Genomic DNA, 26495 nt, shown 5'->3' on the forward strand with positions numbered 1-26495 from the left:
CGGCAGGCCAAGGTTGGGATGGAACATTCAACGGTCAAAACCTCCCATCAACCGATTACTGGTTTACAATTGAGTACTTGGAAAACGGTCAAAATAGAACATTTAAAGCACATTTTTCATTAAAAAGATAGAAATAAAACTTAATAATAGAAAACTCCTGATGAACGTCAGGAGTTTTTTTTATCGATGAAATCCACTTGGCATTAAGTTAAACGTTTATATCTTCATTTGAACGATTTTAATGTTTATAGTTTGTTCTAATCATTAGATTTACAACAGTTTATTTCTAAATGTTGTTTAATGAAAAGGATTATTGTAGTTTTTGTAATTGGATTAATTTTGATCGGATGTGAATCAGAATCTGCTGAACTTGACATGCAAGTATTTAATTTGCCTGAATGGTTAAAAGGAGATTATGAAGGAGTTCATACAGGTGAATATCTTCAAATTTCAAATCAAAATATAGTATTTAAAGTTGATGAGCAAGTTTATCAATTTCAACCTAATATGATTATTTCGGAAACGGAAGATGAAAATCATTATATTTTAACTACCAATACAGATGTTTTAGTATTTAATAAAACAACTTTGGAAGAAGAAATTAATTTTCAATTTAATGATTTAAACTTAGGGTGGTTCAAGGGTATAAAAGTAGAATAAATATAAAATTTAAAATCCCGCTAATTCAAAATTAGCGGGATTTTTTTAATTAAAAGTTTGGACTCAAATTGTATTTTTTATAGAACGCATCGAGCACTTCAACTACTTCGTCTTCAGTATCAACTAATTTGATTAGATTCATATCATCCGGACTTGCATTTTTCTGCTTGTCAATCATCACATTTTTAATCCAATCTAGTAAACCAGACCAATATTCTGTTCCCACTAAAATAATGGGAAATTTACCAATTTTTTTGGTTTGAATTAAGGTGATGGCTTCAAACAGTTCATCCAACGTTCCAAATCCACCTGGCATTACAACAAAGCCTTGCGAATATTTTACAAACATTACTTTTCGAACAAAGAAGTAATCAAAATTTAAATTTTTGTCTTTATCGATATATGGATTGAAGTGTTGTTCAAAAGGCAATTCAATATTTAAACCAACCGAGGTTCCTTCACCACGGTGAGCACCTTTGTTTCCTGCTTCCATAATTCCGGGACCGCCACCAGTAATAACGCCATAACCTGCTTTACTGATTTTATAAGCTACACTTTCAGCTAACTCATAATATTTTTCACCTGGTTTTGTTCTGGCAGATCCAAAAATAGAAACACACGGACCAATTCTAGCCATACTTTCGTATCCATTAACAAATTCGGACATGATTTTAAAAATCGCCCAAGAATCATTCGTTCGTATTTCGTTCCAGTTTTTTTGTTTGAATTTTGCCTGGATTCTATCGTCATCGTTTTCGTAATTATGTACTGACATTTCTTTTCTTTTTTAATTAAACAAACGTGCTAAAGTAATTCTTTTTTTAGAAATTTAGCCGTAAATAATGCTCTTAGTATGAATATTTTCTTGCCATCTCTTAGATCTATAAACTTTGTCATGAAGATGGACGATATAACCGGGATAAAAAACCAGTTGATAAAAGTGTATATTTTTTTGAGAGTAGGAAGGGTGGAAAATTATTTTTTTACAAATTTTTGAATGAATTTCTTGTCATCATTATTGCTAACTTCCAAAATGTATGTTCCTGTTGAAAGTGATGAAATATCAAGATTATCGTTCTTATCATTATCATCAATAATAATCCTTCCTTGGAGATCAATGATTCGGCACGTTTTTATCTGGATACCTGAAATTGAAAGTAAATTGCTGGCAGGGTTTGGGTAAATAGTCATTTTTTCAACTTCATATTCTTCTATATCTAAGGCTTGGCTAGGGTTGAGTCTTCCCATCCTCCAATTAAAATCTACACCTCTTGAATGTCCGGCAAAATATATTTTATTATCAGGGCCGAGCTTAAGTTTGTTGATATTTTCGTTTCCAGAAGAAAATGAAACGGTATGCAATCCATTTGTTCCAAAAGTTGTATCGGTTGTACCATCTGCATTATATCTCCTAAAATAACAATTAGCACCGTTACCTTCCACTGCATCTATGTAATCTCCTGCAAAAACCATTTTACCATCAGGCTGAATTGCAGCTGCAGTACCAGTACCGAAAACGTTAAAAATTTTGGTTTCACTAGAAATAATATTACCTGTATTATCAAATTTTGCATAAACCATATTTGCTGTTGGGCTTGAAAATGTTGATTGTCTGCCAAGTGTGGTAATCTGATCATTGGAATCCATTTCTATAAACTGAAATAAATTTACAAGTTCAGTAGGAAAACTAATTCCATCTGAGCCGTAAGTTTCATCTACTAATCCTGTGGAAGATGATATTCTAGTTAAAAATAGCTTACTTTTCGTGACTCCTTCATCAACATATTCGCAATTACCTGCTACTACTATTTTTCCATCGCTTTGAAGAAAACATTTAACACCGCCATTATTATTAAATCCAGCATCTATTGTTACAAATCCATCAGAACCAAAATTTGTATCTATGTTGCCGTCTGGATTAAGTTTTTTTAAGATTAATACTCTTTTAGAAAAACCAGTTGGCTTTCCTGAACCAAATATCAGAATATCTCCATCGGGCAGCAAAAGCAAATTATGTGCACTACTAGAAGAACCGAAGTCACTGTAATACTTAACTCCGTTGTTGCCAAAACTTGAATCTACAATACCGTCAGGACTCATTTTTACTAAACAATGATTAAAATAGTTACCTAACATAAATAAGTTTCCTGAATCATCATTCATTAAATCACTTATTGAGTAATTGGTTGAATTTGGATGTACTTGTGTCACTCCATTTGTACCAAATGAGGTATCCAGTGCTCCAGTATTTAAAAACCGTGCAACAGCCATTTTTTTTGGACCTGTTGCTCCGGAAGTTTCTTCAACTGAACCACCAACAATAAGCCTACCATTTTGCTGGAAATGAATTTTTCTTGCATCATCATAATAACCGATATTAAGTCCAAACGTGATATCAATTACCTGAGCATGTCCAAATATACTAATGAAGGAAAAACATAGTAAAATAATGAAGTAATTTTTTTTCATAATTATTTTAAATTTCATTAAATCTGATTGCTTTGCTGTTGGAGCAAAAATACTATAAAAATAGGAAATTTTTGGTTCTCATACTTTTAATCATCTAGCCTAGTTCCTTTTTAAGAAATTGTGCCGTGAAGCTTTTCTTGTTTTTCACAATTTCTTCCGGAGTTCCTTTGCATATGATTTCTCCGCCACCTTTTCCGCCTTCCAAACCAATATCAATAATATGGTCGGCAAGTTTTATGACATCCATATTATGTTCTATAACCAATACGGTATTTCCTTTGTCAACTAATTTTGTGATTACTTCCATCAACACACGAATATCTTCAAAATGTAAGCCGGTGGTAGGTTCGTCTAAGATGTAAAAGGTATTTCCTGTATCTTTTTTAGATAATTCGGTTGCCAATTTAATCCGTTGAGCTTCTCCGCCTGAAAGTGTTGTACTTTGTTGTCCTAACGTAATATAACCCAAACCAACATCTTGAATTGTTTTTACTTTTCGATATATTTTCGGAATGTTTTCAAAGAATTCAACTGCTTCATCCACCGTCATATTCAAAACATCAGAAATCGATTTTCCTTTGAAACGGATTTCTAAGGTCTCTCGGTTAAAACGTTTTCCCATACAGGTTTCGCATTCCACATAAACGTCCGGTAAGAAACTCATTTCGATGGTTCGAACTCCGGAACCTTCACAGGTTTCGCATCTTCCGCCATTTACATTAAAACTAAAACGTCCGGCTTTGTATCCGCGAATCATTGCTTCCGGAGTTTGCGTAAACAGACTTCTGATTTCCGAAAAAACATCGGTGTAAGTAGCAGGATTACTTCGTGGTGTTCTTCCAATCGGACTTTGGTCGATGTCGATGACTTTATCAATGTGTTCCAAACCTTCAATTTTTTTGAATGGTTGTGGTTTTTTTACCGCATTAAAAAAGTGTTCGTTTAGAATAGGATAAAGTGTTTCATTAATTAAAGTAGATTTTCCGCTGCCTGAAACTCCTGTCACGCAAATTAGTTTTCCTAAAGGAAATTCTGCCGTAACATTTTTTAAATTATTTCCGGTTGCTCCTGATAATTTCAGCACTTTTCCGTTTCCTTCACGACGTTTTTTGGGAATTTCGATTTTCATCTTTCCACTCATATACTGAGCCGTCATTGTATTTTCTAATAATAATTGTTTTGGAGTTCCTTCGCTGATGATTCTTCCGCCAAAACGACCTGCTTTCGGACCAATGTCGATGACCCAATCGGCACGTTCAATCATATCTTTGTCGTGTTCGACTACTAAAACAGAGTTGCCAATATCACGAAGATTTTCTAACGAATTAATCAAACGTTCGTTATCTCGCTGATGCAATCCAATACTAGGTTCATCCAAAATATATAAAACACCAACTAATTGTGAACCAATTTGCGTGGCCAATCGAATACGTTGTGCTTCGCCACCCGAAAGCGATTTGGAACTTCGGTTTAGCGATAAATAATTCAAACCAACATCCAACAAAAATTGCAATCGTGCTTTAATTTCTTTGGAAACTTCAATAGCGATGGCTTTTTGTTTATCGGATAAATTTTCGTCTAAATTGATAAACCAATTTGCTAATTCCGAAATATCCATTTGCGATAAATCGGCAATGTTTTTATCGTTTATTTTAAAATATAATGCTTCCTTTTTCAATCGAGAACCGTGACAATTAGGGCATTCAATTTCATCCATAAATTCTTTTGCCCAACGTTTGATGGAAGTGGAACTGCTTTCGTCGAATTGATTTTTAATGAAATTAGAAATTCCTTCAAATTCAATTTTATATTCTTTGGTAATGCCTAACGTTTTTGATTCAACTGAAAATTTTTCTTTTCCGCCATTCAAAATCATTTCCATGGCTTCGTTTGAAATACTATCAACCGAATCGGTTAATTTAAAACCATATTTTTCGCCAATCGTTTCCAATTGTTTAAAAATCCAATTCGATTTATATTCGCCAAGTGGAGCAAAACCACCTTGTTTGATGGTTAATTTTGGGTTTGGAATTATTTTTTTCAAATTAATTTCGTTCACCGTTCCCAATCCGTTGCAATGATCGCAGGCACCTTTTGGCGAATTGAATGAAAAATTATTCGGTTCCGGATTCGGATACGAAATTCCTGAAGTTGGACACATTAAGGTTCGACTAAAAAATCGAACTTCGTTACTTTCGTGTTCAATCACCATCATTACATCATCTCCGTGATGCATCGCTGTTTTGATGCTATCGGCTAAACGTTTATCGGTATTTTCATCTTCATCAATTTGCATTCGGTCGATGACGATTTCTATGTCGTGGGTTTTATATCGATCCAATTTCATTCCGGCTGTGATGTCAACAATTTCGCCATTCACACGAACTTTTACAAATCCTTGTTTGGCGATTTGTTGAAATAATTCGGCATAATGACCTTTACGTGAACGAATCACCGGAGCTAAAATATTAATGCGTTTTCCTTTGAAATTTTCAATAATCAATTCTTTGATTTGCTCATCAGAATAGGAAACCATTTTTTCGCCGGTGTTATAACTGTAAGCATCGGCGGCACGAGCAAATAACAAACGCAAGAAATCATAAATTTCAGTAATGGTTCCAACGGTCGAACGTGGACTTTTACTTGTTGTTTTTTGTTCAATGGCAATCACAGGAGAGAGTCCGTCAATTTTATCCACATCCGGACGTTCTAATCCGCCTAAGAATTGTCGAGCATACGCCGAAAAAGTTTCGATGTATCTACGCTGTCCTTCCGCATAAATAGTGTCAAAAGCCAACGATGATTTTCCCGAACCTGAAAGTCCGGTGATGACCACCAATTTTTCTCTTGGAATGGATACGTCAATGTTCTTAAGGTTGTGAACCCGAGCTCCTAAAATTTCAATCGTTTGGTCTGGTTGTTGCATAATTTTTTGGCAAAACGCAAAGTTACGATTTTAACAGCAAGATTTATGCAGACAGATAAGAAGAATTTGTTAAACAATTTCTATTTTTGAAAAAATTAAATTTAGAATATGAAGATATTAGGAATTGGTTCCAGAATTAAACATCCGGAACACGGAGCAGGAGTAGTTACAAACGTTACAGCCAAACATTATTGGGTAACTTTTATCGAAAGCGGATTAGAAACCATCGATGTTGATAGCGAATTTGAAGTTATTGAAGCCTTGGAAGACGAAGTAGACTCTGTAAGTTTTTATGAAGTTGAAAAAACCTTGAAAAATTTGCTACAAAAATGGTCTGATGTTTCACAAATTGTTCCCATTGCTGATAAATGGAAAGGCGGAAAACTCATCATGGAACCGGGAACGGCAACGCAAAACAAGGAAGTGCCAATTGACACTTTTTTCCATAAAATCATCATGGTTCGTGACCGTTTGCGAGTAATGGAACAAAAAATAAATGCAAGCAATCTCGACGCGGCAGAAAAAGTTGATTTGCAACAATATATTACAAGAATTTACGGTAGCTTAACTACGTTTAATGTGTTGTTTAAAAGCACGAATGATTATTTTGTGGGAGAGAAATCAAAGTAGTATTCAGTAAACAGTTTTTAGTGTTCAGTTTATAACTCCAACTGAATACTAAAAATTGAACACTGCCAGCTATCTCATCCGCTTCCTATTCGCCATGTATTCTTCAATGGCTTTTTTTGTAGTAAACCAATTTCTGCCTTCTTTGTGAGCATCAATTTTCCCTTGACGGGCTAGTAAACTAATGTATTCTTGTCCGTATGGCAATTCATTTGGTTCCCTAACTATGTTGGAAATTTCTTGAAAGTCATAATCATTATCAGGTAATGAACTTACATAAATGTTCAGCGTTCTTTCCAAAGCTTGACTCATCAACAAAATTAATTTTTGATAATTTCCTGAATTAGCTTGGTTGAGTGCTTCGTAATATTTCTTTCGGTCATTTTTTAAGATGATAGCGGGAGGAAAACCTTTCCGCATTAGCAATAAATTCATGGCTAAACGAACTGTTCTTCCATTTCCATCAAAAAAGGGATGAATCCAAACCAATTTATGATGAAAAACAGTTGCCAATTCAATATCATTTAAATCAAGTGGATTTGTATTGACAAAATCAATTAATTCATCCAACAAGTCTGAAACTTTATTTGCATTTGGCGGAACAAAATTGGCTCCAGTAATTCGCACACCACCATTTCTGATTCTTCCTGCAAATTCATCTTCAATCATTCGCAAAACTAATTCGTGTAATGATAGAATATCAATACTCCGTAAAGTATAATTTTCATCAACTAATGAGTACAAATAGTCAATTGCTTTTTCATGGTTTTTGGCTTCAAAATGTTCTCGAAGCGATTTGCCTTTTATGGTAATTCCTTCCTGTAAAACCATTTGAGTTTCACGCAAAGTCAATGTATTTCCTTCAATACTGTTGGAATTATAGGTCCATTCAATCGTTAACGATTCTTTAATTTTTTGCAATGCAATGTTAGGAAGCGGTCTGCTTTGTTTTAAAACAGTCAGCTTTTCATACAATCGTTCAAAAGTTGATTGAAATTCGGGTCGGTATGATGTATCAATGTTCCACATAATAAAACAAAGATACTATTATCGGTTGTATAAAAAAATAAATCTATCCGATATTAAGAAATTATTCAATAATCATATTCTTCAATCGAATTCGATACGCTTCTAAAATTGAGGTTTTTGACAATAATCCAATCACTTGATTATTTTTTAAAACAGGTAGAAATTCTTCTTCAGTACGATCAAATTTCTCCATGATGGTATCCATGATTTCATCATAGTTTACTTTTTCTGCGGCTGGACGCATGATTTCTTGAATTTTTGTGAATTTTACTTTATAAGAATTGAAAATATAAGGACGTATATCTTCAAAATTTACCATACCAATCAATTCATTATTATCATTTACTATCGGGAAAACAGATTGATTATGAGAAGAAATTTTGGTTACCAATTCTTCTAATGAATTTGATAATTTCAACGTCTGAATATTGGTTTGAATGAGATTGGAAGGTGCAATGCCTGAAAGAATATTTCTATCGCGATCATCGGTAAACACATCGCCTTTGGCTGCCAGATTTTTTATATCAAAAGAATATGGTTCATATCTTTTAGAAATAGCAAAACTAATGGATGAAACCACCATTAGTGGAACCATTAAACTGTAACCACTCGTAATTTCGGCAATAAGGAAAATGGCGGTCAGTGGAGCATGAAACAATCCGCTCAGAATTCCTGCCATACCAACCAACGTAAAATTAATTACGGGAAGTTTAAAACCGATTTGGTTAAAAAATGTAGCAATAACAAATCCCAAATATGAACCCACAAATAGGGAAGGAGCAAAGTTTCCACCGTTTCCACCACTTCCAATGGTGATACTTGTGGCATAAACTTTAATAAGCATTGTAGCTCCCACAAAAAGTAGCAAAACCCAAATATTATCTTTAAAATTCTGAAGTACAGTGTTTTCTAAAATTTGTTGCGGATTTGTATTGGCTAACATTTTGATACTTTCATATCCTTCACCAAATAACGTTGGAAAAAAGAAAATCAAAATAGCTAATAGAAAAGCTCCGTAAAATGCCTTTCGTATGGGTTTGAGTTTTGATTTTTCAAAATGATGTTCGATTTTTCTGAAAGTTCGGGCATAATTTACGGAAACAAAGCCTGAAACTACTCCTAATAAAATATAAAAAGGAAGGTTATGATAATCAAAATCCAATTGTTTGCTGAACGTAAATAAAATTTCATCTTTCAACAAAATAGCTGAAACGATTGCTCCGGTTGCAGACGAAATCATGATGGGAATAAAAGCTGTAATACTAACATCCATCAAAACCACTTCGATAGCAAAAAGCACTCCTGCAATTGGAGCGTTAAACGCAGCAGCAATTCCGGCAGCAACTCCACAAGCCAAAAGCAACGTTCGGTCTTTATAGCTCAAGCGATAATTTTGGGCAAAATTGCTACCAAAAGCAGCTCCTGTAATGGTGATAGGCGATTCTAATCCGGCAGACCCTCCCATACCAACTGTGAGTGAACTGGTTATAATCTGAGCGTACATTTGCTTTTTAGGCATGATACCTGACTTTTTTGCAACGGCATACATAATTTGAGAAGTACCTTTTTCGATGGAACCATCCAATACTTTTTTTACCACAAAAGCGGTTAGCACAATTCCAATGATGGGAAGCGTACTATTACTGTACGGCAAGTGAAAAATGGAATCGATGTACTGAGCAAAAATATAAACCCAGTGAGCAAATGTTTTTAGTACAATTACAGCTAGAGCAGAGGAAACTCCCACCAAAAAACAGGCTAAATAAATAAATTGTCTTGGAGAAAGAAATGATTTTAGATAAAAAATAAATCCTTCCAGTCTTCTGAAGTTCTTTCTGAAAAATGTTTTAAAGATTGATTTTTTTTCGTTTGGCATGAAAATTATGTTTTAAACCGCTAAGATAAAACTTAATTTAAAAACCAACTGCTTTATCGTCGCCTCTTTTGTCTGCACCACCTTCATATTTTCCGTCAGGTAGAACTAAAATGGCGTCAACTTTTCCTAGAATTGGAGTAGCTTTTTCGTTAATGAGATAATTTTTCTTCTTTAACGATTGGAGAATTTCTTTAGAAAAACTTTCCGGTTCAAAAATCACTTCATCCGGTAACCATTGATGATGAAAACGAGGAGCATTTACGGCTTCTTGCATACTCATTTCAAATGCAGCAACATTTAAAAAAGTTTGTAAAACCGAAGTGATAATTGTTGAACCGCCTGGAGTTCCTAAAATCATAAACAATTTTCCTTCTTTCTCAATAATGGTTGGTGTCATCGAACTCAACATTCTTTTTTGAGGAGCAATGCTGTTTGCTTCGGAACCGGTTAAACCAAACATATTAGGAGTTCCTGGTTTAGAAGAGAAATCATCCATTTCGTTATTTAAAAAAAAGCCTAATTCGTCGCAATACAATTTAGAACCATACGCATCATTTATTGTTGTTGTAGCAGAAACTGCATTGCCAAATTGATCGACAATAGAATAATGAGTGGTTTCCATACTTTCCGAAAATTGAACGTTTCCATTTGAAACATCACTTGATTTGGTTGCTTCATCAAATGAAAAATTACTCATTCGGCTTTTCAAATACACATCATCCAATAGTTCTTTACTCGGAATTTTTACAAAATCAGGATCACCTAGATAATGATTTCTGTCGGCATAAGCTCTTCGCTCGGCTTCCACCAAAAGTTGAATGTACTTTTCAGAATTATGTTGTAAAGTATGAACGTCATACGGTTCAGTCATTTTTAAAATCTGACCCAATGTAATTCCGCCACTACTCGGTGGAGCCATCGAAGTTACTTTATAATTTTTAAAGTCAATTGAAATTGGATCACGCCAAACTGCTTCATATTTTTCTAAATCTTCCAAAGTTATGATTCCGCCTTTGGTTTGAATGTACATGACTAATTTCTTAGCCGTTTCACCTTTATAAAACTCATCTCGACCGTTTTGGGCAATTTGTTCTAATGTATTGGCTAGGGCAAAATATCGAATCGTGTCATTTTCCTTGTATGATTTTGAAAATAGCGATTCATTTCCGTTTGCTTTGATGATTGCATTTCGATAATGGTTCAATCGTTCTTCTTGTTTTTTGGTGATGATAACTCCTTTTTTTGCTAATTCAATTACCGGTTTTATAATAGTTTCTATCGGAAGCGTTCCAAACTTTTCATGCACAGCAAAAACGCCGGCAATAGTTCCGGGAACGCCAATACTTTTGGCAGATTCAGTGCTCATTCCGCTTACGACATCTCCTTTTTCATCTAAAAACATACTTGAAGTAGCGGCTAATGGAGCTTTTTCACGGTAATCTAAACTGCCGGTTTCACCGGAAAATTTTCTAAAAACCATGAATCCACCACCACCAATATTTCCGGCATACGGGTAGGCAACAGCCAAAGCCAATTCGGTGGCAATCATGGCATCAAAGGCATTTCCGCCTTGTTTCATAATTTCTACACCAATTTTTGACGCTTCTTCACGGGCAGAAACTACCATCGCTTTTTCGGTTACTAATCCTGTTGGAATAGTGGTTTGTTCCGATTTGCATCCCATTAAAATCAATAAAAAAAGTAATGAAATAGTTCTCATAAAGTAGCTAGTTTTTCTTGGCAATGGATTTGTAATTCTTCAAAAAAGGCAGTGAATTCTTCTTCAAATTCTGTATAAAATTCTTGTAATTCGTTTATTGAAAGATGCATATCAACTCGGTTTTTTGTGCGATGGTCCATTTGAAATAAAATCATCGATAAACCTTCAATTGAGGCATAACTCACAAACCAATTTCGGGCAATCATATAAGGCATCATTCCTTTGGTTCTTTCGGTTAAGATGTCATAATGACTTCGCAAATTTTCATAAAAATCGTTCGCCACTTTCTCTAAAGGCTGACTGGAGTAGTTGCCCCAATTCTTAGCCAAAAAATGATCATAAAAAATATCGATAATTACACCCGAATAATGTCCGTATTTTTCATGCAAACGATGCTTACTCTTCCTAAAAATGGGATGAGCATCAGTAAACGTATCAATGGCTCTGTGCAAAATAATTCCTTTTTGAACTTCCGGAGGATAATTCAAATAATCGTTGCCACGAATGCCATCGGCCATGAAATTTCCGATTTGAATTAGCCTGTTGTCGCCAGAAAGGTATATGTGTGCTAGAAAATTCATTTGCCTAAATTAGGAATTTATTCTTAAAAAATTGAATTTTAAATCACTTTTACAACATTTCAATTCTTTATCTTTGTCGTGTTTTTCAATTTAAAAATATAATCAAAACTATATTCAATGACATTAATTAAATCAATTTCAGGCATTAGAGGAACAATTGGCGGAAAAGTAGGCGATAATTTAACTCCGGTTGATGCGGTAAAATTTGCTTCGGCTTACGGTACATTTTTGAAAAACTCGCAACCTGCAACCCGCAACTCGAAACTTAAAGTCGTTATTGGTCGTGATGCTCGAATTTCCGGTCCGATGATTCATAATTTAGTGATGAACACGTTGATTGGATTAGGTATTGATGTAATTGATTTAGGGCTTTCTACAACGCCAACAGTTGAAATTGCAGTTCCGTTAGAAAAAGCAGATGGTGGGATTATTTTAACCGCTTCGCATAATCCAAAACAATGGAATGCATTGAAATTATTGAATGAAAAAGGTGAATTTTTAAATGGTGCAGAAGGTGTAAAGATTTTAGAAATTGCTGAAAGTGAAGCATTTGATTTTTCGGATGTGGATAGTTTAGGAGAAGTTACTGTGAATGATGCCTACATGGATATTCATATTGATGAAGTATTGAATTTGCCTTTAGTTGATGCTGAAGCCGTTGCCAAACGTAAATTTAAAGTGGTGGTTGATGGTGTAAATTCTTCGGGCGGAATCATTATTCCAAATTTATTAGAACAAATGGGCGTGGAAGTAGTAAAATTGTATTGCGAACCAAACGGACATTTCCCTCATAATCCTGAACCTTTGAAAGAACATTTAGGAGATATTTGCGAATTGGTTGTTAAAGAAAAAGCCGACTTCGGAATTGTAGTTGATCCGGATGTAGATCGTTTGGCTTTTATTTCAAATGATGGCGAAATGTTTGGCGAAGAATATACATTGGTTGCCGTGGCTGATTATGTGTTGAGTAAAACACCCGGAAATACCGTTTCTAATATGTCATCGTCAAGAGCTTTGCGTGATATTACCGAAAAACACAACGGTAAATACCAAGCCAGTGCTGTTGGTGAAGTAAATGTGGTGGAATTGATGAAATCTACCAATGCTATTATTGGTGGAGAAGGAAACGGGGGAATCATTTATCCTGAATCGCACTATGGACGTGATAGTTTGGTGGGTGTGGCTTTATTTTTGACGCATTTAGCCAATTTGGATGTTACGGTGGCTGAACTTCGTGCTTCGTATCCACAATATTATATGAGTAAAAATAAAATTGAATTGACTCCTGAAATTGATGTAGATGCTATTTTGGTGGCTATGACTTCAAAATATGCTCATGAACAAATTTCTACTATTGATGGAGTAAAAATAGATTTTGCGAACGAATGGGTTCACTTACGAAAATCGAATACAGAGCCCATAATTAGAATTTATACAGAAGCTCCAACGCAACAAGCAGCAGATGCATTGGCTTTGCGAATTATTGATGAAATTAAAGCCGTTATTTCAAAATAAAATGAAAAATTCAATTCTGGTTTGTTTTTTATTGATTTGGATTGTGGCTTTTTCACAGAAGTTTACAAAAGAAGAACGCGACTTTATTTTGGCAGCCGATTCAACCCAAATGTTCAAAGTAATTCAGATAACTGAACCCAATGAATTAAAAATTTTGAAAGCGGTTTCAACCGATGTTAATCCGAAAGATAAATTACTTCCGATTGTGGCGAAAAGAATGCTTTTGGCAATGCAAAATCCTGAAAATCCGGGAATTGGTATTGCCGCTCCCCAGGTTGGAATTAATAGAAATGTATTTTGGGTACAACGATTAGATAAACTCGGCGAACCGTTTGAGTTTTATATTAATCCGAAAATTGTTTGGCGTTCCGATTTATTGCGAAAAGGAATGGAAGGCTGTTTGTCTATTCCGGAAGATCGGGGCGATGTGTATCGAAATTACACCATCAAAGTCACTTATTTTGATTTAAAAGGAAATTTTAAAGAAGAAATAGTAGAAGGTTTTACAGCCGTTATTTTTCAACACGAAGAAGATCATCTAAACGGAATTTTGTTTACCGATAGAATTAATGAACAAACCAATTGGAATGTTCAATCGATTAATGATGATGTGAATTTGTTTTTGAAGAAGAAACTGAAGCGGAATTAATCAAACTTAAAAAAGAAAAACACCACGGCAGCCCATTCTTTTTTGACTCCTTTGGCATAGCCAATAGTAGAATAATTGTTGTTTTGAACGGTTCCGTCTTCTTTGATGTAACCTAAAGTGGAATAGTTGTTATTTTGAACCGTTCCATTTTCTTTTACATAACCAACTGTGGAATAATTATTATTTTGAATAGTTCCGTCGCTTTTGATGTATCCAATTGTGGAATAATTGTTATTTTGAATGGTTCCGTTTTCTTTGATGTAGCCAACCGTTTTGTAATTTCTGTCCTGAATAGTTCCGTCGTTTTTAATATAGCCGGTTGTTCCGTAATTGTTGTTTTGAATGGTTTGACTAATAGAAATTAAAGATGAAAAAAGAAGAAAAAGGATTATGAATTTTTTCATGGTTTTAATTTTTTTCTAAAACGTCTTTCAACGAAACTTTATAAATTCTACTTAAACCGTTTTGGTATTTCTGAATTTCCGATTCAAATTCTTTTACGTTTTGAAAGGATTTTGTAGTGGGAAGACTTCTTTTACTTGTAAAATATAACGTTTGGGTTGAAGCATCATAAAACGGACAATAATCCATGCTTTCAGAATTGAATTCTTTCAAGTTGAATGATTTTTTCCAATTGCCATTATTATCTTTAAAACTGATATATAAATCGCCACTTCCTAAACCATCAGGCGAACCATAAATTGTGTAGATCAAGAGCGTTTCATCAGGAGAAATGTATGCATTGAATTCATACCCTTTACTATTAATGCTTTCATCTAAACGAATCGGACTTTCATAATTTTTTCCATTCCAAACACTCATAAAAATATCATCTTTTCCCATTGATTTATCAGAATCAGAAGTGTAATACAGGTTTTTATTGTTTGCCACGGTGGGATAAAATTCATCGGCAGTAGTGTTTATCGGACTTCCAATATTGATAGGAGAAGACCATTCACTTTTAGTGTTTTTTCGTTCCACATACCAAATATCAAAATCTTTTGGTTCTCCACTTTCTGTTAAAGGTCGATTTGATGCAAAATATAATCGCAATCCATCTGTTGATAAAAAAGGTTCTAAATCTTTATATTTTCCGGTGAACGAAACCAATTCCGGTTTGCTCCATTTGTCTTTTCCTTTTTTCATAATTGCAATTGCCGATAATTTTTCGTTCGGACTAACTATTGAAAAGTAAGCTTCGTTTTGATTGGAAGAAATCGTAAAATCTCTTACGTGATGGTAGTTTGAAAGGAATTCAAAAGCCGGTTCAACCGAATTATTATTTTGTGATGAAGCAATTGAAGAAATGAAAATAATAGAAAATAAATAGTTTGTCATCTTGGATAAATTAAAAAGCACTATTCAAATATACTTTAATAATAGAATCAAAAATCTGAATTTTAATTAATTTAACACTTCAAGGCAATTGGTTTTAATGATAGAAATTACCAAAAAAATGTATCTTTGTCCAAACTCTTTTGTTATGATTACTACGGAAATGACAACGCAACTGGAATTGTATTTTCAACAATTTCGTGAAAATATCATCGGAATCAATCAGGAATTTGTTTCGCCTTTTGGTAAGCAAAAAATGGTTTATACAGATTGGACCGCCAGTGGAAGGTTATATCGCCCAATCGAAGAAAAATTAATGAACGATTTTGGTCCGTATGTTGCCAACACACATACCGAAACAACGATTTCCGGTACGGCGATGACAATGGCTTATCATCAAGCGAGAAACATCATCAAAAAGCACGTGAACGCCAATGAAAATGATGTGTTGATTACCGATGGAACGGGTATGACCGGAGTTGTGAATAAATTTCAACGTATTTTGGGTTTACGAATTGCTGAAAATTTAAAAGAGTTTACCGATATTCCAAAAGCAATTAAACCAATTGTGTTTATTTCGCACATGGAACATCATTCCAATCAAACTTCTTGGTTAGAAACGATTGCGGATGTTGTCTTGATTCCTGCAGACTCAGAAGGGCTTTTTTGTATAAATGAATTTAAAAAATTAGTTGAACAATACAGCGATAGAAGTTTTAAAATTGCTTCTATAACTTCTTGCTCTAATGTTACCGGAATTAAAACACCGTATCACGAAGTGGCAAAAATTATGCACCAAAATAATGGTGTTTGTTTCGTTGATTTTGCTTGTTCCGGACCTTATGTTGAGATTGATATGCATCCCGATAATGAAGGTTATTTAGATGCTATTTTCTTTTCGCCTCACAAATTTTTAGGCGGACCAGGAACTTCCGGTGTGTTAGTTTTTAATAAAAATTTATATAAAAATAATGTACCCGATTGTCCCGGTGGTGGAACAGTCTCGTGGACAAATCCGTGGGGCGGACACAAATACATCGATAATATTGAAGATAGAGAAGACGGCGGAACACCTGGTTTTTTACAAGTGATTAAAACCGCTCTAGCTATTCAGTTAAAGGAAAAAATGGGTGTTCAAAATATTCTTGATCGTGAGCACGAACTAGTTGAATATGTGTTTGAACAACTTGAAAATGTTGAAAATTTATCCATCTTAGCCAATCAACATAAAGATCGATTGGGTGTGATTTCTTTCTATATAAAAGATTTACATTTTAATTTAGGTGTAAAAATTCTGAATGATAAATTTGGAATTCAAACCCGTGGTGGTTGCAGTTGTGCCGGAACGTATGGACATTATTTGCTTCATGTGGACGAAGAAACTTCGAATGATTTGATTTACCAAATTACTTCGGGCGATTTAATCAAAAAACCGGGATGGATTAGAATGTCTATTCATCCAACTACAACAAGTGAAGAAATTAAATTTGTTTGCGAAAGTATCAAACAATTAGCCGAAAATCACTCAACTTGGGCTGAAGATTACCTATATGATGGAAAATCAAACAACTTTCGTCATAAAAACGACTTGGTTTTAGAGAAAGAAATGGTGAAAGGTTGGTTTTTGTAGTTTCTATTTTTTCACTTTAAATCGCTTGTGCGACCAAAGATAATATTCAGGAGCTTCCAGAATTTGTACTTCTAATTTTTTCATAAATAAATCGGTAATTTCAAAATCAGGAAACTGATTCGGATTTTCTGTTAATTCTTCAAATGAAGCTTCATAATATCCTCTTTTAACTTTCTTTATTTTAAGATATAACATTGTCATATCATATTTTTTAGCCAACATTTCTGCACCGGTTTGCAAAGGCGTTTCTACGCCAAAAAATGTTCCCCAATAAAAAGCACGTGATGGTTTCGGAGATTGATCACTTGCAAATCCGTAAATTGAAAGTAAATTGTTTTTGTGATTCTCTTCTATAGTAGGAATCGTATCTTTTGTTGTAATAAGTGACGCTCCAAATTTTGAACGAATAGCACGCACTAATTTATCAAAATAAGGATTGGCGATTTTTTTATAAATAGCAAACGCACGATGCGTAAAATGTTTATTCATCGAAATCGACCATTCATAACTGGCATAATGTCCGGTCATCAAAGCGATACTTTTTCCTTTTTTTTCGTATTCTTTTGGTAATTCAATATTAGTTATGACGAAACGTTTGTCCATTTCTTCTTCAGAAATAGTCAAGGTTTTAATCATTTCTAAAAATAAATCACACAAATGTTGATAGGATTTTTTTTCAATTTCTAATCTCTCTTTATCAGATAAATGTGGTAAAGCGATGGCAATATTGTTTCGAACTGTTTTTATTCGATAACGAATTATTCGATAAACAATAAAACAGATAAAATCAGAAAATAAATAGAATGGGCGATAAGGCAAAATCGAAATTAACCAAAGAATAGGGTAAAGTAAAATATAAACAAGAAATTGCATGCCAATAATTTTTGCAAATATACAGTAATTTCAGGTTTTATAAATCACGGTTTAACAAATGGTAAAGAAACAATTGCTATTTTTACAATTCTAAATTTTAGCCATGGATATTGCTCTTATTGTTATTATAGTTGTCAATGCACTCGTTAGTTTTAAAGCATTTGACGATCAGTTTTTCTTTAGAAAGTATGAATTTCACATTGGTAGTATTCGTGCGGGTGAACATCTTCGTATGATTACGTCAGCTTTTTTACATGTGGATATTGGTCATTTGGCTTTCAATATGTTAACCTTGTATTTTTTTGCACCAACGGTAATAGCTTTTTTAGGAGTACCTTCTTTTTTGATGGTTTATTTTGGTAGTTTACTGTGCGGTAGCTTATTAACTTTGCAATTTCACAAAAATGAGTATCATTATCGTGCTGTAGGAGCTTCAGGAGCTGTAACAGGAATTTTGTATGCAGCTATATTGCTTAGACCGGATATGAATTTGTATTTGTTTTTTATCCCGATTCCTATTCCGGCTTATATATTTGGAATAGGTTATTTGCTCTATTCTATTTACGGAATGAAATCAAGAAAAGATAATATTGGTCACACGGCTCACTTTGGCGGAGCGATTGGAGGCTATTTGATTACACTTTCCAAAGAACCGCAAATGCTAACAGAAAATACGTTGATGGTAATTCTTTTGGCGATTCCGATTATTATTCTTTTTATTATGGCTAAAATGGGAAAAATTTAGAATTGTTCTGTGGATTGAAAATTTTATGTTCTTAATTATTTGATTAATAATTGATTGAAAATTGAATTTTTAAAATAATTAAATAAAATTTTTATTTGGCATACAAATTGAAATAGACCTTTAAAATAAATCAAAACAAAATGAAAAAGTCAATTATTATTTTATTAACGTTAGTAGCTACGTCAATGAATGCACAAGAAAACAAAATAGTTCCACAAATTTCCGTTTCCGGAGAAGGAAAAGTAAAAGTTACTCCGGACCAAGTTGTCATCAATTTAGGTGTTCAAAATACTGGTAAAGATGCTGCCGAAGTTAAAAAGTTGAATGATGAAACAGTGGACAAAGTAGTGAAATACATTAAAAAATTTGGTATTCCAACTTCCGATTTTCAAACTACAAATGTGAGTTTATACAAATCGTATGATTATGAAAAAAAGAAACACAATTTTCAAGCTTCGCAATCCATCACAATTACTTTAAAAGACATCAAAAAATATGATGAATTGATGATGGGATTGGTTGATACGGGAATTAATAACATCAATGGTGTTGAATTTAAATCATCAAAATTAGAAGAGCATAAAGTTACTGCAAGAAAACAAGCTGTTTTGGATGCGAAGAAAAAAGCCGAAGATTTTGCTTCAGCCTTAAATCAAAAAGTTGGAAAAGCAATCTTGATCACGGATAATTCTCAACCAATGTATCAACCACCAATGTACAGAAATGTGATGATGAAAGCTGAAGGAATGGATTCTTCTCAAGAAACCTTAGCTATTGGTGAAATTGAAATTTTAACTAACATCAATGTGACATTTATGTTAGAATAATAAAAAATAAACCAAAATTTAAAACCACGAATTCAATTGAGTTCGTGGTTTTTTTATGAAAATTATTCAGAAATCTGTTTTTTCAAATGTTCGCTATCCCAAGCGTGGTCAGAGGCTGAAAAATTGATATGCATATCGTTTTTAAGTAATTGTTCCTGCATTTCAATTTCGTCTTTCACGGTGGCTAAGTAAGCCATTTTATCATGTCGTTTAGCGGCTAATTTTCGAATGGCAGCTTCATCATATTTAATAAAACGTTGCCCTTGACGAGTAGCAGAATACTTTCGATGTCCCAATTGTGTCAAAGCATCAACTCCTAAATGAACAGCTGTGTAAAGTGTTTCTCTATAAATTTTAGTCACTCCGTGATCAATTAATTCATACGCATCTACTCTGTTTCTGGCTCGAGTTAAAATATTTAAATGTGGAAAATGTTTACGTAAAATTTCAACCACACTCAGATTTACTTCCGGATTATCGATTGCTGCAATAAAAATTTTGGCATCTTCGGCTCCGGCTGCTTTGAGTAATTCCAATCGAGTGGCATCGCCATAATAAACTTTGAAACCCATTTTACGAAGTAAATCAACGCGATCTGAATCATGATCTAAAATTGTTGCACTTACGCCGTTTGCTCGTAACAATCGTCCAATTGTACTACCAAAGTGTCCAAATCCGGCAATGATAACTTCGTTATGTTCATCAATTTCATCGTGTTTTCTTCCTTCTTTTTCTTTAACACCAAAATAAGGATCAATCCATTTTTCATTAATTAAAAGTAAAAAAGGTGTCGAAAGCATACTCAATGCAATTATCGCCATCATTTGATTGGCTAATATGTTTGGAAGGATATTCAACTGCATTGAAAAACTCAGAATTACAAAACCAAATTCACCAGCTTGACTTAATCCAAACGAAAACAACAAATTTTGGTCGTTACTTTTTTTATAAAATTTCCCAATTCCGAAAAGCACAAAAAACTTAACCGCTGTGAAAATTGCTCCAAATACTAAAATAAAAATTGGATTCTCAATAATTAATTTAAAGTTGATGGATGCTCCAACACCTATAAAAAATAAACCTAACAACAATCCTTTGAACGGAGCGATGTCGCCTTCTAATTCATGTCGGAATTCTGAATTGGCTAATACAACTCCGGCCAAAAATGCACCAAGAGCAGGGCTTAGTCCCACCAATTGCATTAAATAGGAAACGGCTACAACTAATAATAAGGCAGATGCTGTAAATAGTTCTTGCAAACGAGTTTTTGCAACCATTCTAAGAACAGGAATTACTAATAATCTTCCACTAAAATAAACAGCAATTATTGTTGCGGCGACGATAAGTGTTTGAATCCAAGCATCAAAATCGGATATTAATGAGGAATGCAAATTCTCTGCTTCAACAGTACTTCCTGAAACCATTAGTGGAATAATCGCTAAAATTGGAATCACAGCAATATCTTGAAAAAGTAAAACGGCAAAAGAAGATCTTCCCATCGAAGTTTGTGAAAGTCCTTTTTCTTTCAACGTTTGTAGTACGATAGCTGTAGAAGAGAGTGAAAGTGCCAAGGCTATCACAACTGTAGTCTGCCAAGACCAATCTAAGAAAAGTTGGCAAAGTATAAATATGACAATCGCACTTCCTATTAATTGCATAGAACCCATTCCGAGGATGAATTTTCGCATCTTCCAGAATTTATAGGGATCAAGTTCTAATCCGATAAGGAATAACATCATGACAACGCCAAATTCAGCAAAATGCATGATGTCTTCGCCTTCGTTACCAATAAAACCTAACACAAATGGGCCAATAAAAATTCCGGCAAAAAGATAGCCTAAGATGGAACTTAATCCCAGTTTTTTAGCTATCGGAACACAAACAATGGCCGACGTTAAATAGATGATGGCTTGTATAAAAAATCCGTTATCCATTTAATTTTATTTTTGAAAACCATTCATTCATGTAGAAATTACTATTTATTTCTTCGGAATTGATTTCGTTTTTGGTTAAAAAAAGTAATAATTCGGCGTATGTTTTGGCATGATTAATAGCTTCCTCCTCATTCATTTTATGCGTTCCATGCACTACAAATGGTGGCAAATAATTCATATTGCAAACTTTTGCAGTTTGATTAAAAGGCTCTAGTAATTCAGGAATTGAAAAACGGTCACGACCGGTAGCACAATAATTTTCCTTTGCTCCGCCGGTGGTCATCACTTGAAAAATTGATTTTCCGTTTAAGGCATTTCCGTTTTTTCCATAAGCCCAACCATATTCTAAAACCATATCAATCCATTGTTTTAGTAGTGGCGGACAACTATACCAATACATTGGATGATGCCAAATAATAATATCGTGTTTTTCCAGTAAACTTTGCTCATGTTTTACATTGATGTCAAATTCAGGATATTCTTCATACAAATCATGAAAAGTAATGTGGTTTGAAATAGGGATATGACGAACGAGCTCCTGATTGACAAACGATTTTTCAAACAGGGGATGAGCAAATAGAATTAAAATTTTGTTTTGTGGCATGCTTTAAATCTACAGCTTTTTTTTGTAAAACGAGGTTTGTTTTTTTAAAATAAAACTAAATTCCTAAATAATTAGATGGTGTAATTTGCAGTAATTCGGCTTTTATATCTGCAGAAATGGCTAACGTATGAATGAATTCATGAATTGTTTTTTGGTTCATTACTTCATTTGTTCTAGTCAGACCTTTCAACGCTTCATACGGATTTGGATAGCCTTCTCTACGTAAGATTGTTTGAATTGCTTCGGCTACAACAGCCCAATTTCGTTCTAAATCTTCTTCTAATTTGGATTGGTTTAATAGCAATTTACTTAATCCTTTCAAAGTAGCTTCAAAACCAATTAAAGTATGACCAATCGGCACTCCGATGTTTCGTAAAACGGTGCTATCGGTTAAATCACGCTGCAATCTGGAAAGTGGCAATTTGGCAGAAAGATGTTCGAAAATAGCATTAGCAATGCCTAAGTTTCCTTCAGAATTTTCAAAATCAATTGGATTTACTTTATGTGGCATGGCCGATGAACCAATTTCTCCGGCTTTAATTTTTTGTTTGAAGTAATCCATTGAAACATACGTCCAAATATCTCTGTCTAAATCAATTAAGATGGTATTGATTCGTTTTAAACAATCAAAATAAGCTGCAATATGATCGTAATGTTCAATTTGTGTTGTTGGAAAAGAATGATGAAGTCCTAATGTTTCTTCCACAAAAGAAGTTCCGAAATTTTTCCAATCTATTTGCGGATAAGCTACGTGATGAGCATTGTAATTTCCGGTTGCACCACCAAATTTTGCCGCAAATGGAATGTTGAATAACTGACGCATTTGTTCTTCTAAACGTTCAACAAAAACACCAAATTCTTTTCCTAATCGGGTAGGAGAGGCCGGTTGTCCGTGTGTACGAGCAAGCATTGGGACATCTCTCCATTCCTGACTCAAGTCTTTTAATTTTGAAATAACATTAACTAAAAGTGGTAAATATACTTTTTCAAAACTCTCTTTTACAGAAAGCGGAATCGCTGTGTTGTTGATGTCTTGTGACGTTAACCCGAAATGAATGAATTCTTTATGATTTTCTAAACCTAATTTATCAAACCCATTTTTAATAAAATATTCAACCGCTTTTACATCGTGATTGGTTGTTTTTTCAATTTCTTTGATAGATAAGGCATCTTCAGTTGAAAAATTCCGATACAAATCTCTCAGTTTTTCATAAACACTTGCATCAACCGATTTTAATTGTGGTAATGGAACTTGACAAAGTGCAATAAAATATTCAATCTCAACTAAAACTCTGTATTTTATTAGAGCTTCTTCTGAAAAGTAAGGAGCTAAGGAAACCGTTTTGTTGCGGTATCTTCCGTCTATTGGAGAAATGGCATTTAATTCGTTTAAAGTAATCATGAGTTTTGTTGTTGTTGAGTTAGTCTGTTTTACCAGATTTTTTTGAAATGCAAATATAGGGTTTAATGCAAAAAGGTAAAAGAAAAATTGAGAGACTATCGTAATTTTACTTGTTTGTTTTTAATTTTAAGAAGGTGTTTAAAATGTTATTTTAACATTAATAAACGATCTCTTAACATCATCATTCCTTCAGAACCTGAAAGCGTAATGATTTCTAACGGATTCGCTAATTGAAACACACTTGCCGGTTTTGGATCAATATAGAAAACAGGAGTTTCAGGCTTTGTATAATGCATAATTCCTGCTGCGGGATACACTTGTAATGAAGTTCCGATTACGATAAAAATATCGGCTTGCTCTGCCAAATCAATTGCTTCTTCAATGGCAGGAACATCTTCGCCAAACCAGACAATATGAGGTCGCATTTGAAATCCATTAGGGTCTTTATGTTCTGAGGTTAAATCGTCATTCCAATCTAAAATGTATGTTTCATCTTTTGTGCTTTTTACTTTTAAAAGTTCTCCATGCAAATGCAGAACTTTTGTACTTCCGGCTTTTTCATGCAAATTATCTACGTTTTGAGTGATGATATGCACATCAAAATGTTTTTCTAATTCGGCTAAAATATAATGTCCTTGATTGGGTTGAACCTCATGCAACTGCTTTCTTCTTTTATTGTAAAAATCTAAAACAAGTTCTGGATTGTTATTCCAACCCAATGGAGAAGCTACTTCCATGATGTCATGACCTTCCCAAAGTCCGTCAGCATCACGAAAGGTTTTGATGCCACTTTCTGCACTAATTCCGGCTCCGCTTAAAACTACTAATTTTTTCATAAGCAAAAAGAAACCCTCTCAATGTGAAAGGGTTTTGATTTATATATTTTTAAACTTTTCCTAAGGTGTACAACTGTTCTAAAGTTGGACTTACACTTCCGCCTGCGGGTTCTAATGTGATACCGAAGGCTTCGGCTTCTACGACATTGTCAACCGGGAACAGACGTTTGTTATCTCCTTTAAAGTCATCCAAAAGACCAATACTTAACGGAGTTAAAGGGTTTAATTTTAAAGCCCATACTTGATAAACATATCCTTCCGGCGGTTCCGGTAAACCAGCTCCATCGATATAAACGGTTTGGGTTTCCTGATTCCAATATACTTTTGCATACGATGTTGGCGAAACTTCTTGACCGGCTAAAGAAACAATAGTATTTTTTGGATCTCTAACCAATGCAAGAGCTTCTTCGTTTGCTTTGTTTTTCAATTCCAAATCAACAACGGCTTCTTGTAATTTGCCTTTTTCTTTTTCGATGTTAGCAATAGCTTCTTTTTTACCTTCAACTTGTTGGTATAAATAACCTCCACCAACTAGGAAAACAATTGCGGCCGCCCATCCGAGATACTGACTGATGCCGGATTTTGGTTTTACTTCCGGTTTTAAATCGACTACTTTGGTTTCGTTGCCAAATATTTGTTGTTTGATGGCTTCATAGTTTTTACCGGACAATCGAGGAGCAACGCTTCCTGATAAATAAACCATTGCGTTTTCTATCTCAATAATTTCCGCTCTAATTTCCGCATGTTGTTTGGCCATTTTAACGACCTCTTCAACTTCGGAGTCGTTTAATTTACCGTAGACATACAATTCCAGAATTCCTGATTCTATATATTCTTGTGTACTCATGATACTTGTAATAAGTTTCTTAATTCGTTAATACAGTTTCTGTTTTGTGTTTTAACGGTTCCTAACGGAATTTCGAGTTCGTCTGACGCTTCTTGTTGGGTGTAGCCTTTAAAGAATAATAAGTCGATAATCTTAATGCATTTAGGTTTTAATTTTTTAACAAATTCTTGAATTCCGATGGAATCAATCTTATTGTTCATTCTTGTGTTATCGTCAAGTAGATGTACGAAATTATCTGCCGATAGGTTTTTTTGACTGTTATTAAATCCTTTTGAGCGAAGCTTATCAATAGAACTATTTCTGGCTATATTGACAATCCAAGTATAAAACCTGCCTTTGTCTTCACTGTATGAGTCGATGTTTTTCCAGATTTTTACAAATACATCTTGCAAAACATCTTCGGCTTCTTCTCGGTCTTTTATAAGGTTACTAATTACTCCAAAGAGACTTTTTGAGTACATGTCATACAAAAGTGTGAACGCCCTATCATCTTTTTTGTAAATTAGTGGCAATAATTCTTCTTGTGTCATATTTAGCTTTTTTTTGAAGTAGCCAAGATAACAACTTAGGAATTAAAAACCAATTTTGTATGAATGAAAAGTTAACTACGATTGAATACCTTGCTTATTTAGAAGGTTTTTTGACCGAAAGCAGAAAATCAAAGTTTTTAGAAGTACTACAATTTAGAACTAAACATTTTACCGTTGCCATTGAAGATGTTTTTCAAATGCATAATACGAGTGCCGTGATGAGAAGTTGCGATGTGTTTGGAATTCAGGAACTTCATGTGGTTGAACAGAAATTTGGCAAGAGTATTGATGCTGAAATTGCCATGGGTGCTCAAAAATGGGTAGACGTTCATCAATATCAAACGAATCAATCGTGTATAAATGCTTTAAAAGATAAAGGTTATCAAATTGTAGCGACTTCACCTCATATTGATTCTTGTTTGATGGATGATTTTGATGTTTCTAAAAAATCTGCTTTGTTTTTTGGAACGGAAAGAGATGGTTTATCAGAAGATGTAATGGCTCAAGCCCATTGTTTTTTGAAAATTCCGATGGTAGGATTTTCTGAAAGTTTGAATATTTCGGTGGCGGCAGCGATTATTTTGCAAAATTTGACAAATAGACTACGGAATTCTGAGTTGGATTGGAAATTGAGTGATGAGGAAATTTTTTTGAAACGAATTGATTGGGCGAAGAAATCGATTAAGGATATTGAAAGGATTGAGGGGAGGTTTTTGGAGGGGTGAAAGTTGCGGGTTTCGGGTTTCGGATTTTCTGTAGATTCTGTGTTTTCTGTGTTTTCTGTGAGAAATTTTTTTAGCCGGTTTTTGTTTCCAAGTAGGCGATTTGTTTACTTTTTAGCCCCGATAGTAGCGGCATCCTTTTGTGGAGTTTACGGAAC

Annotated in this window: 25 protein-coding genes; 9 read left to right on the top strand and 16 right to left on the bottom strand. The window is 34.1% G+C overall.

The window, feature by feature from the left end; all coding sequences use genetic code 11:
• The coding region (locus AC23MC_RS12160; protein WP_487568691.1) for a T9SS type B sorting domain-containing protein at positions 1–131 on the top strand (131 nt) is incomplete at its 5' end.
• A 169-nt stretch (positions 132–300) separates the two neighbouring features.
• Complete coding sequence (locus AC23MC_RS12165) at positions 301–660, top strand: hypothetical protein (RefSeq protein ID WP_487568625.1); 360 nt, start codon at positions 301–303, stop codon at positions 658–660.
• 49 nt (positions 661–709) lie between these two features.
• Here the strand turns inward: AC23MC_RS12165 and AC23MC_RS12170 are convergent, their stop codons facing one another.
• The 3 genes from AC23MC_RS12170 to uvrA all read right to left on the bottom strand — a co-directional run bounded on the left by AC23MC_RS12170 (position 710) and on the right by uvrA (position 6055).
• A complete protein-coding gene (locus AC23MC_RS12170; protein ID WP_487568626.1) occupies positions 710–1435 on the bottom strand; it encodes an LOG family protein in 726 nt (241 codons plus the stop codon).
• Positions 1436–1635: 200 nt separating this feature from the next.
• Positions 1636–3129: a T9SS type A sorting domain-containing protein gene (locus tag AC23MC_RS12175; RefSeq protein ID WP_487568627.1), complete on the bottom strand. Its 1494-nt coding sequence runs from the start codon at positions 3127–3129 to the stop codon at positions 1636–1638.
• 94 nt (positions 3130–3223) lie between these two features.
• Positions 3224–6055 (bottom strand): excinuclease ABC subunit UvrA, encoded by a 2832-nt coding sequence (gene uvrA, locus AC23MC_RS12180; protein WP_487568628.1) that lies wholly within the window; start codon positions 6053–6055, stop codon positions 3224–3226.
• Between the two features lie 108 nt (positions 6056–6163).
• Here uvrA and AC23MC_RS12185 point away from each other — a divergent pair, with 108 nt between their 5' ends.
• Entirely contained in the window at positions 6164–6685 is a 522-nt protein-coding gene (locus AC23MC_RS12185) for a hypothetical protein (protein WP_487568629.1), read from the top strand.
• 69 nt (positions 6686–6754) lie between these two features.
• On the opposite strand, the gene AC23MC_RS12190 is transcribed toward AC23MC_RS12185, so the two are convergent.
• From AC23MC_RS12190 to AC23MC_RS12205, 4 genes are all read right to left on the bottom strand, one after another.
• Positions 6755–7711, bottom strand: a complete 957-nt coding sequence (locus AC23MC_RS12190) for a Fic family protein (RefSeq protein WP_487568630.1) — start codon at positions 7709–7711, stop codon at positions 6755–6757.
• Between the two features lie 61 nt (positions 7712–7772).
• Positions 7773–9587, bottom strand: coding sequence for a chloride channel protein (locus AC23MC_RS12195; protein WP_487568631.1), 1815 nt, complete (start codon positions 9585–9587; stop codon positions 7773–7775).
• Between the two features lie 37 nt (positions 9588–9624).
• Positions 9625–11307, bottom strand: a complete 1683-nt coding sequence (gene ggt, locus AC23MC_RS12200; protein WP_487568632.1) for a gamma-glutamyltransferase — start codon at positions 11305–11307, stop codon at positions 9625–9627.
• Positions 11304–11888 (bottom strand): acyl carrier protein phosphodiesterase, encoded by a 585-nt coding sequence (locus tag AC23MC_RS12205; RefSeq protein WP_487568633.1) that lies wholly within the window; start codon positions 11886–11888, stop codon positions 11304–11306. Before AC23MC_RS12205 ends, ggt begins: the two co-directional genes overlap by 4 nt.
• Before the next feature lie 117 nt (positions 11889–12005).
• Between AC23MC_RS12205 and glmM the strand changes: the two genes are divergently transcribed.
• Both glmM and def read left to right on the top strand, forming a co-directional pair.
• Positions 12006–13403 carry a phosphoglucosamine mutase gene (gene glmM, locus AC23MC_RS12210; protein ID WP_487568634.1) on the top strand — a complete coding sequence of 466 codons (1398 nt, stop codon included), beginning with the start codon at positions 12006–12008 and terminating at the stop codon, positions 13401–13403.
• Between the two features lies 1 nt (position 13404).
• Positions 13405–14052 carry a peptide deformylase gene (gene def, locus AC23MC_RS12215; protein ID WP_487568635.1) on the top strand — a complete coding sequence of 216 codons (648 nt, stop codon included), beginning with the start codon at positions 13405–13407 and terminating at the stop codon, positions 14050–14052.
• On the opposite strand, the gene AC23MC_RS12220 is transcribed toward def, so the two are convergent.
• Both AC23MC_RS12220 and AC23MC_RS12225 read right to left on the bottom strand, forming a co-directional pair.
• A complete protein-coding gene (locus AC23MC_RS12220) occupies positions 14049–14456 on the bottom strand; it encodes a 5-fold beta-flower protein (protein ID WP_487568636.1) in 408 nt (135 codons plus the stop codon). The genes def and AC23MC_RS12220 overlap by 4 nt on opposite strands.
• A gap of 4 nt (positions 14457–14460) precedes the next feature.
• Entirely contained in the window at positions 14461–15390 is a 930-nt protein-coding gene (locus tag AC23MC_RS12225) for a TolB-like translocation protein (protein ID WP_487568637.1), read from the bottom strand.
• 145 nt (positions 15391–15535) lie between these two features.
• Between AC23MC_RS12225 and AC23MC_RS12230 the strand changes: the two genes are divergently transcribed.
• Complete coding sequence (locus AC23MC_RS12230; protein WP_487568638.1) at positions 15536–17017, top strand: aminotransferase class V-fold PLP-dependent enzyme; 1482 nt, start codon at positions 15536–15538, stop codon at positions 17015–17017.
• Between the two features lie 3 nt (positions 17018–17020).
• Here AC23MC_RS12230 and AC23MC_RS12235 read toward each other — a convergent pair whose 3' ends face one another.
• On the bottom strand, positions 17021–17890 hold the full coding sequence (locus tag AC23MC_RS12235; RefSeq protein WP_487568639.1) for a lysophospholipid acyltransferase family protein: 870 nt from the start codon (positions 17888–17890) through the stop codon (positions 17021–17023).
• A gap of 103 nt (positions 17891–17993) precedes the next feature.
• On the opposite strand from AC23MC_RS12235, the gene AC23MC_RS12240 reads away from it, so the two are divergent.
• Positions 17994–18635 carry a rhomboid family intramembrane serine protease gene (locus AC23MC_RS12240; protein ID WP_487568640.1) on the top strand — a complete coding sequence of 214 codons (642 nt, stop codon included), beginning with the start codon at positions 17994–17996 and terminating at the stop codon, positions 18633–18635.
• A 140-nt stretch (positions 18636–18775) separates the two neighbouring features.
• Positions 18776–19462: an SIMPL domain-containing protein gene (locus AC23MC_RS12245; protein ID WP_487568641.1), complete on the top strand. Its 687-nt coding sequence runs from the start codon at positions 18776–18778 to the stop codon at positions 19460–19462.
• Between the two features lie 62 nt (positions 19463–19524).
• Here the strand turns inward: AC23MC_RS12245 and AC23MC_RS12250 are convergent, their stop codons facing one another.
• The 6 genes from AC23MC_RS12250 to AC23MC_RS12275 all read right to left on the bottom strand — a co-directional run bounded on the left by AC23MC_RS12250 (position 19525) and on the right by AC23MC_RS12275 (position 25615).
• On the bottom strand, positions 19525–21396 hold the full coding sequence (locus AC23MC_RS12250) for a monovalent cation:proton antiporter-2 (CPA2) family protein (RefSeq protein WP_487568642.1): 1872 nt from the start codon (positions 21394–21396) through the stop codon (positions 19525–19527).
• A complete protein-coding gene (gene kefF / locus AC23MC_RS12255) occupies positions 21389–22000 on the bottom strand; it encodes a glutathione-regulated potassium-efflux system oxidoreductase KefF (RefSeq protein ID WP_487568643.1) in 612 nt (203 codons plus the stop codon). Before kefF ends, AC23MC_RS12250 begins: the two co-directional genes overlap by 8 nt.
• A gap of 55 nt (positions 22001–22055) precedes the next feature.
• Entirely contained in the window at positions 22056–23402 is a 1347-nt protein-coding gene (gene purB, locus AC23MC_RS12260; RefSeq protein WP_487568644.1) for an adenylosuccinate lyase, read from the bottom strand.
• Positions 23403–23548: 146 nt separating this feature from the next.
• Entirely contained in the window at positions 23549–24238 is a 690-nt protein-coding gene (locus AC23MC_RS12265) for an SIR2 family NAD-dependent protein deacylase (RefSeq protein WP_487568645.1), read from the bottom strand.
• A gap of 49 nt (positions 24239–24287) precedes the next feature.
• Entirely contained in the window at positions 24288–25085 is a 798-nt protein-coding gene (locus AC23MC_RS12270) for an anti-sigma factor (RefSeq protein WP_487568646.1), read from the bottom strand.
• Entirely contained in the window at positions 25082–25615 is a 534-nt protein-coding gene (locus tag AC23MC_RS12275) for an RNA polymerase sigma factor (RefSeq protein WP_291095203.1), read from the bottom strand. The genes AC23MC_RS12270 and AC23MC_RS12275 overlap by 4 nt, the downstream gene beginning before the upstream one ends.
• A 59-nt stretch (positions 25616–25674) precedes the next feature.
• On the opposite strand from AC23MC_RS12275, the gene AC23MC_RS12280 reads away from it, so the two are divergent.
• A complete protein-coding gene (locus tag AC23MC_RS12280) occupies positions 25675–26340 on the top strand; it encodes a TrmH family RNA methyltransferase (protein WP_487568647.1) in 666 nt (221 codons plus the stop codon).
• Positions 26341–26495 lie beyond the last annotated feature (155 nt).

This window comes from Flavobacterium sp. T50_26, assembly GCF_057652995.1.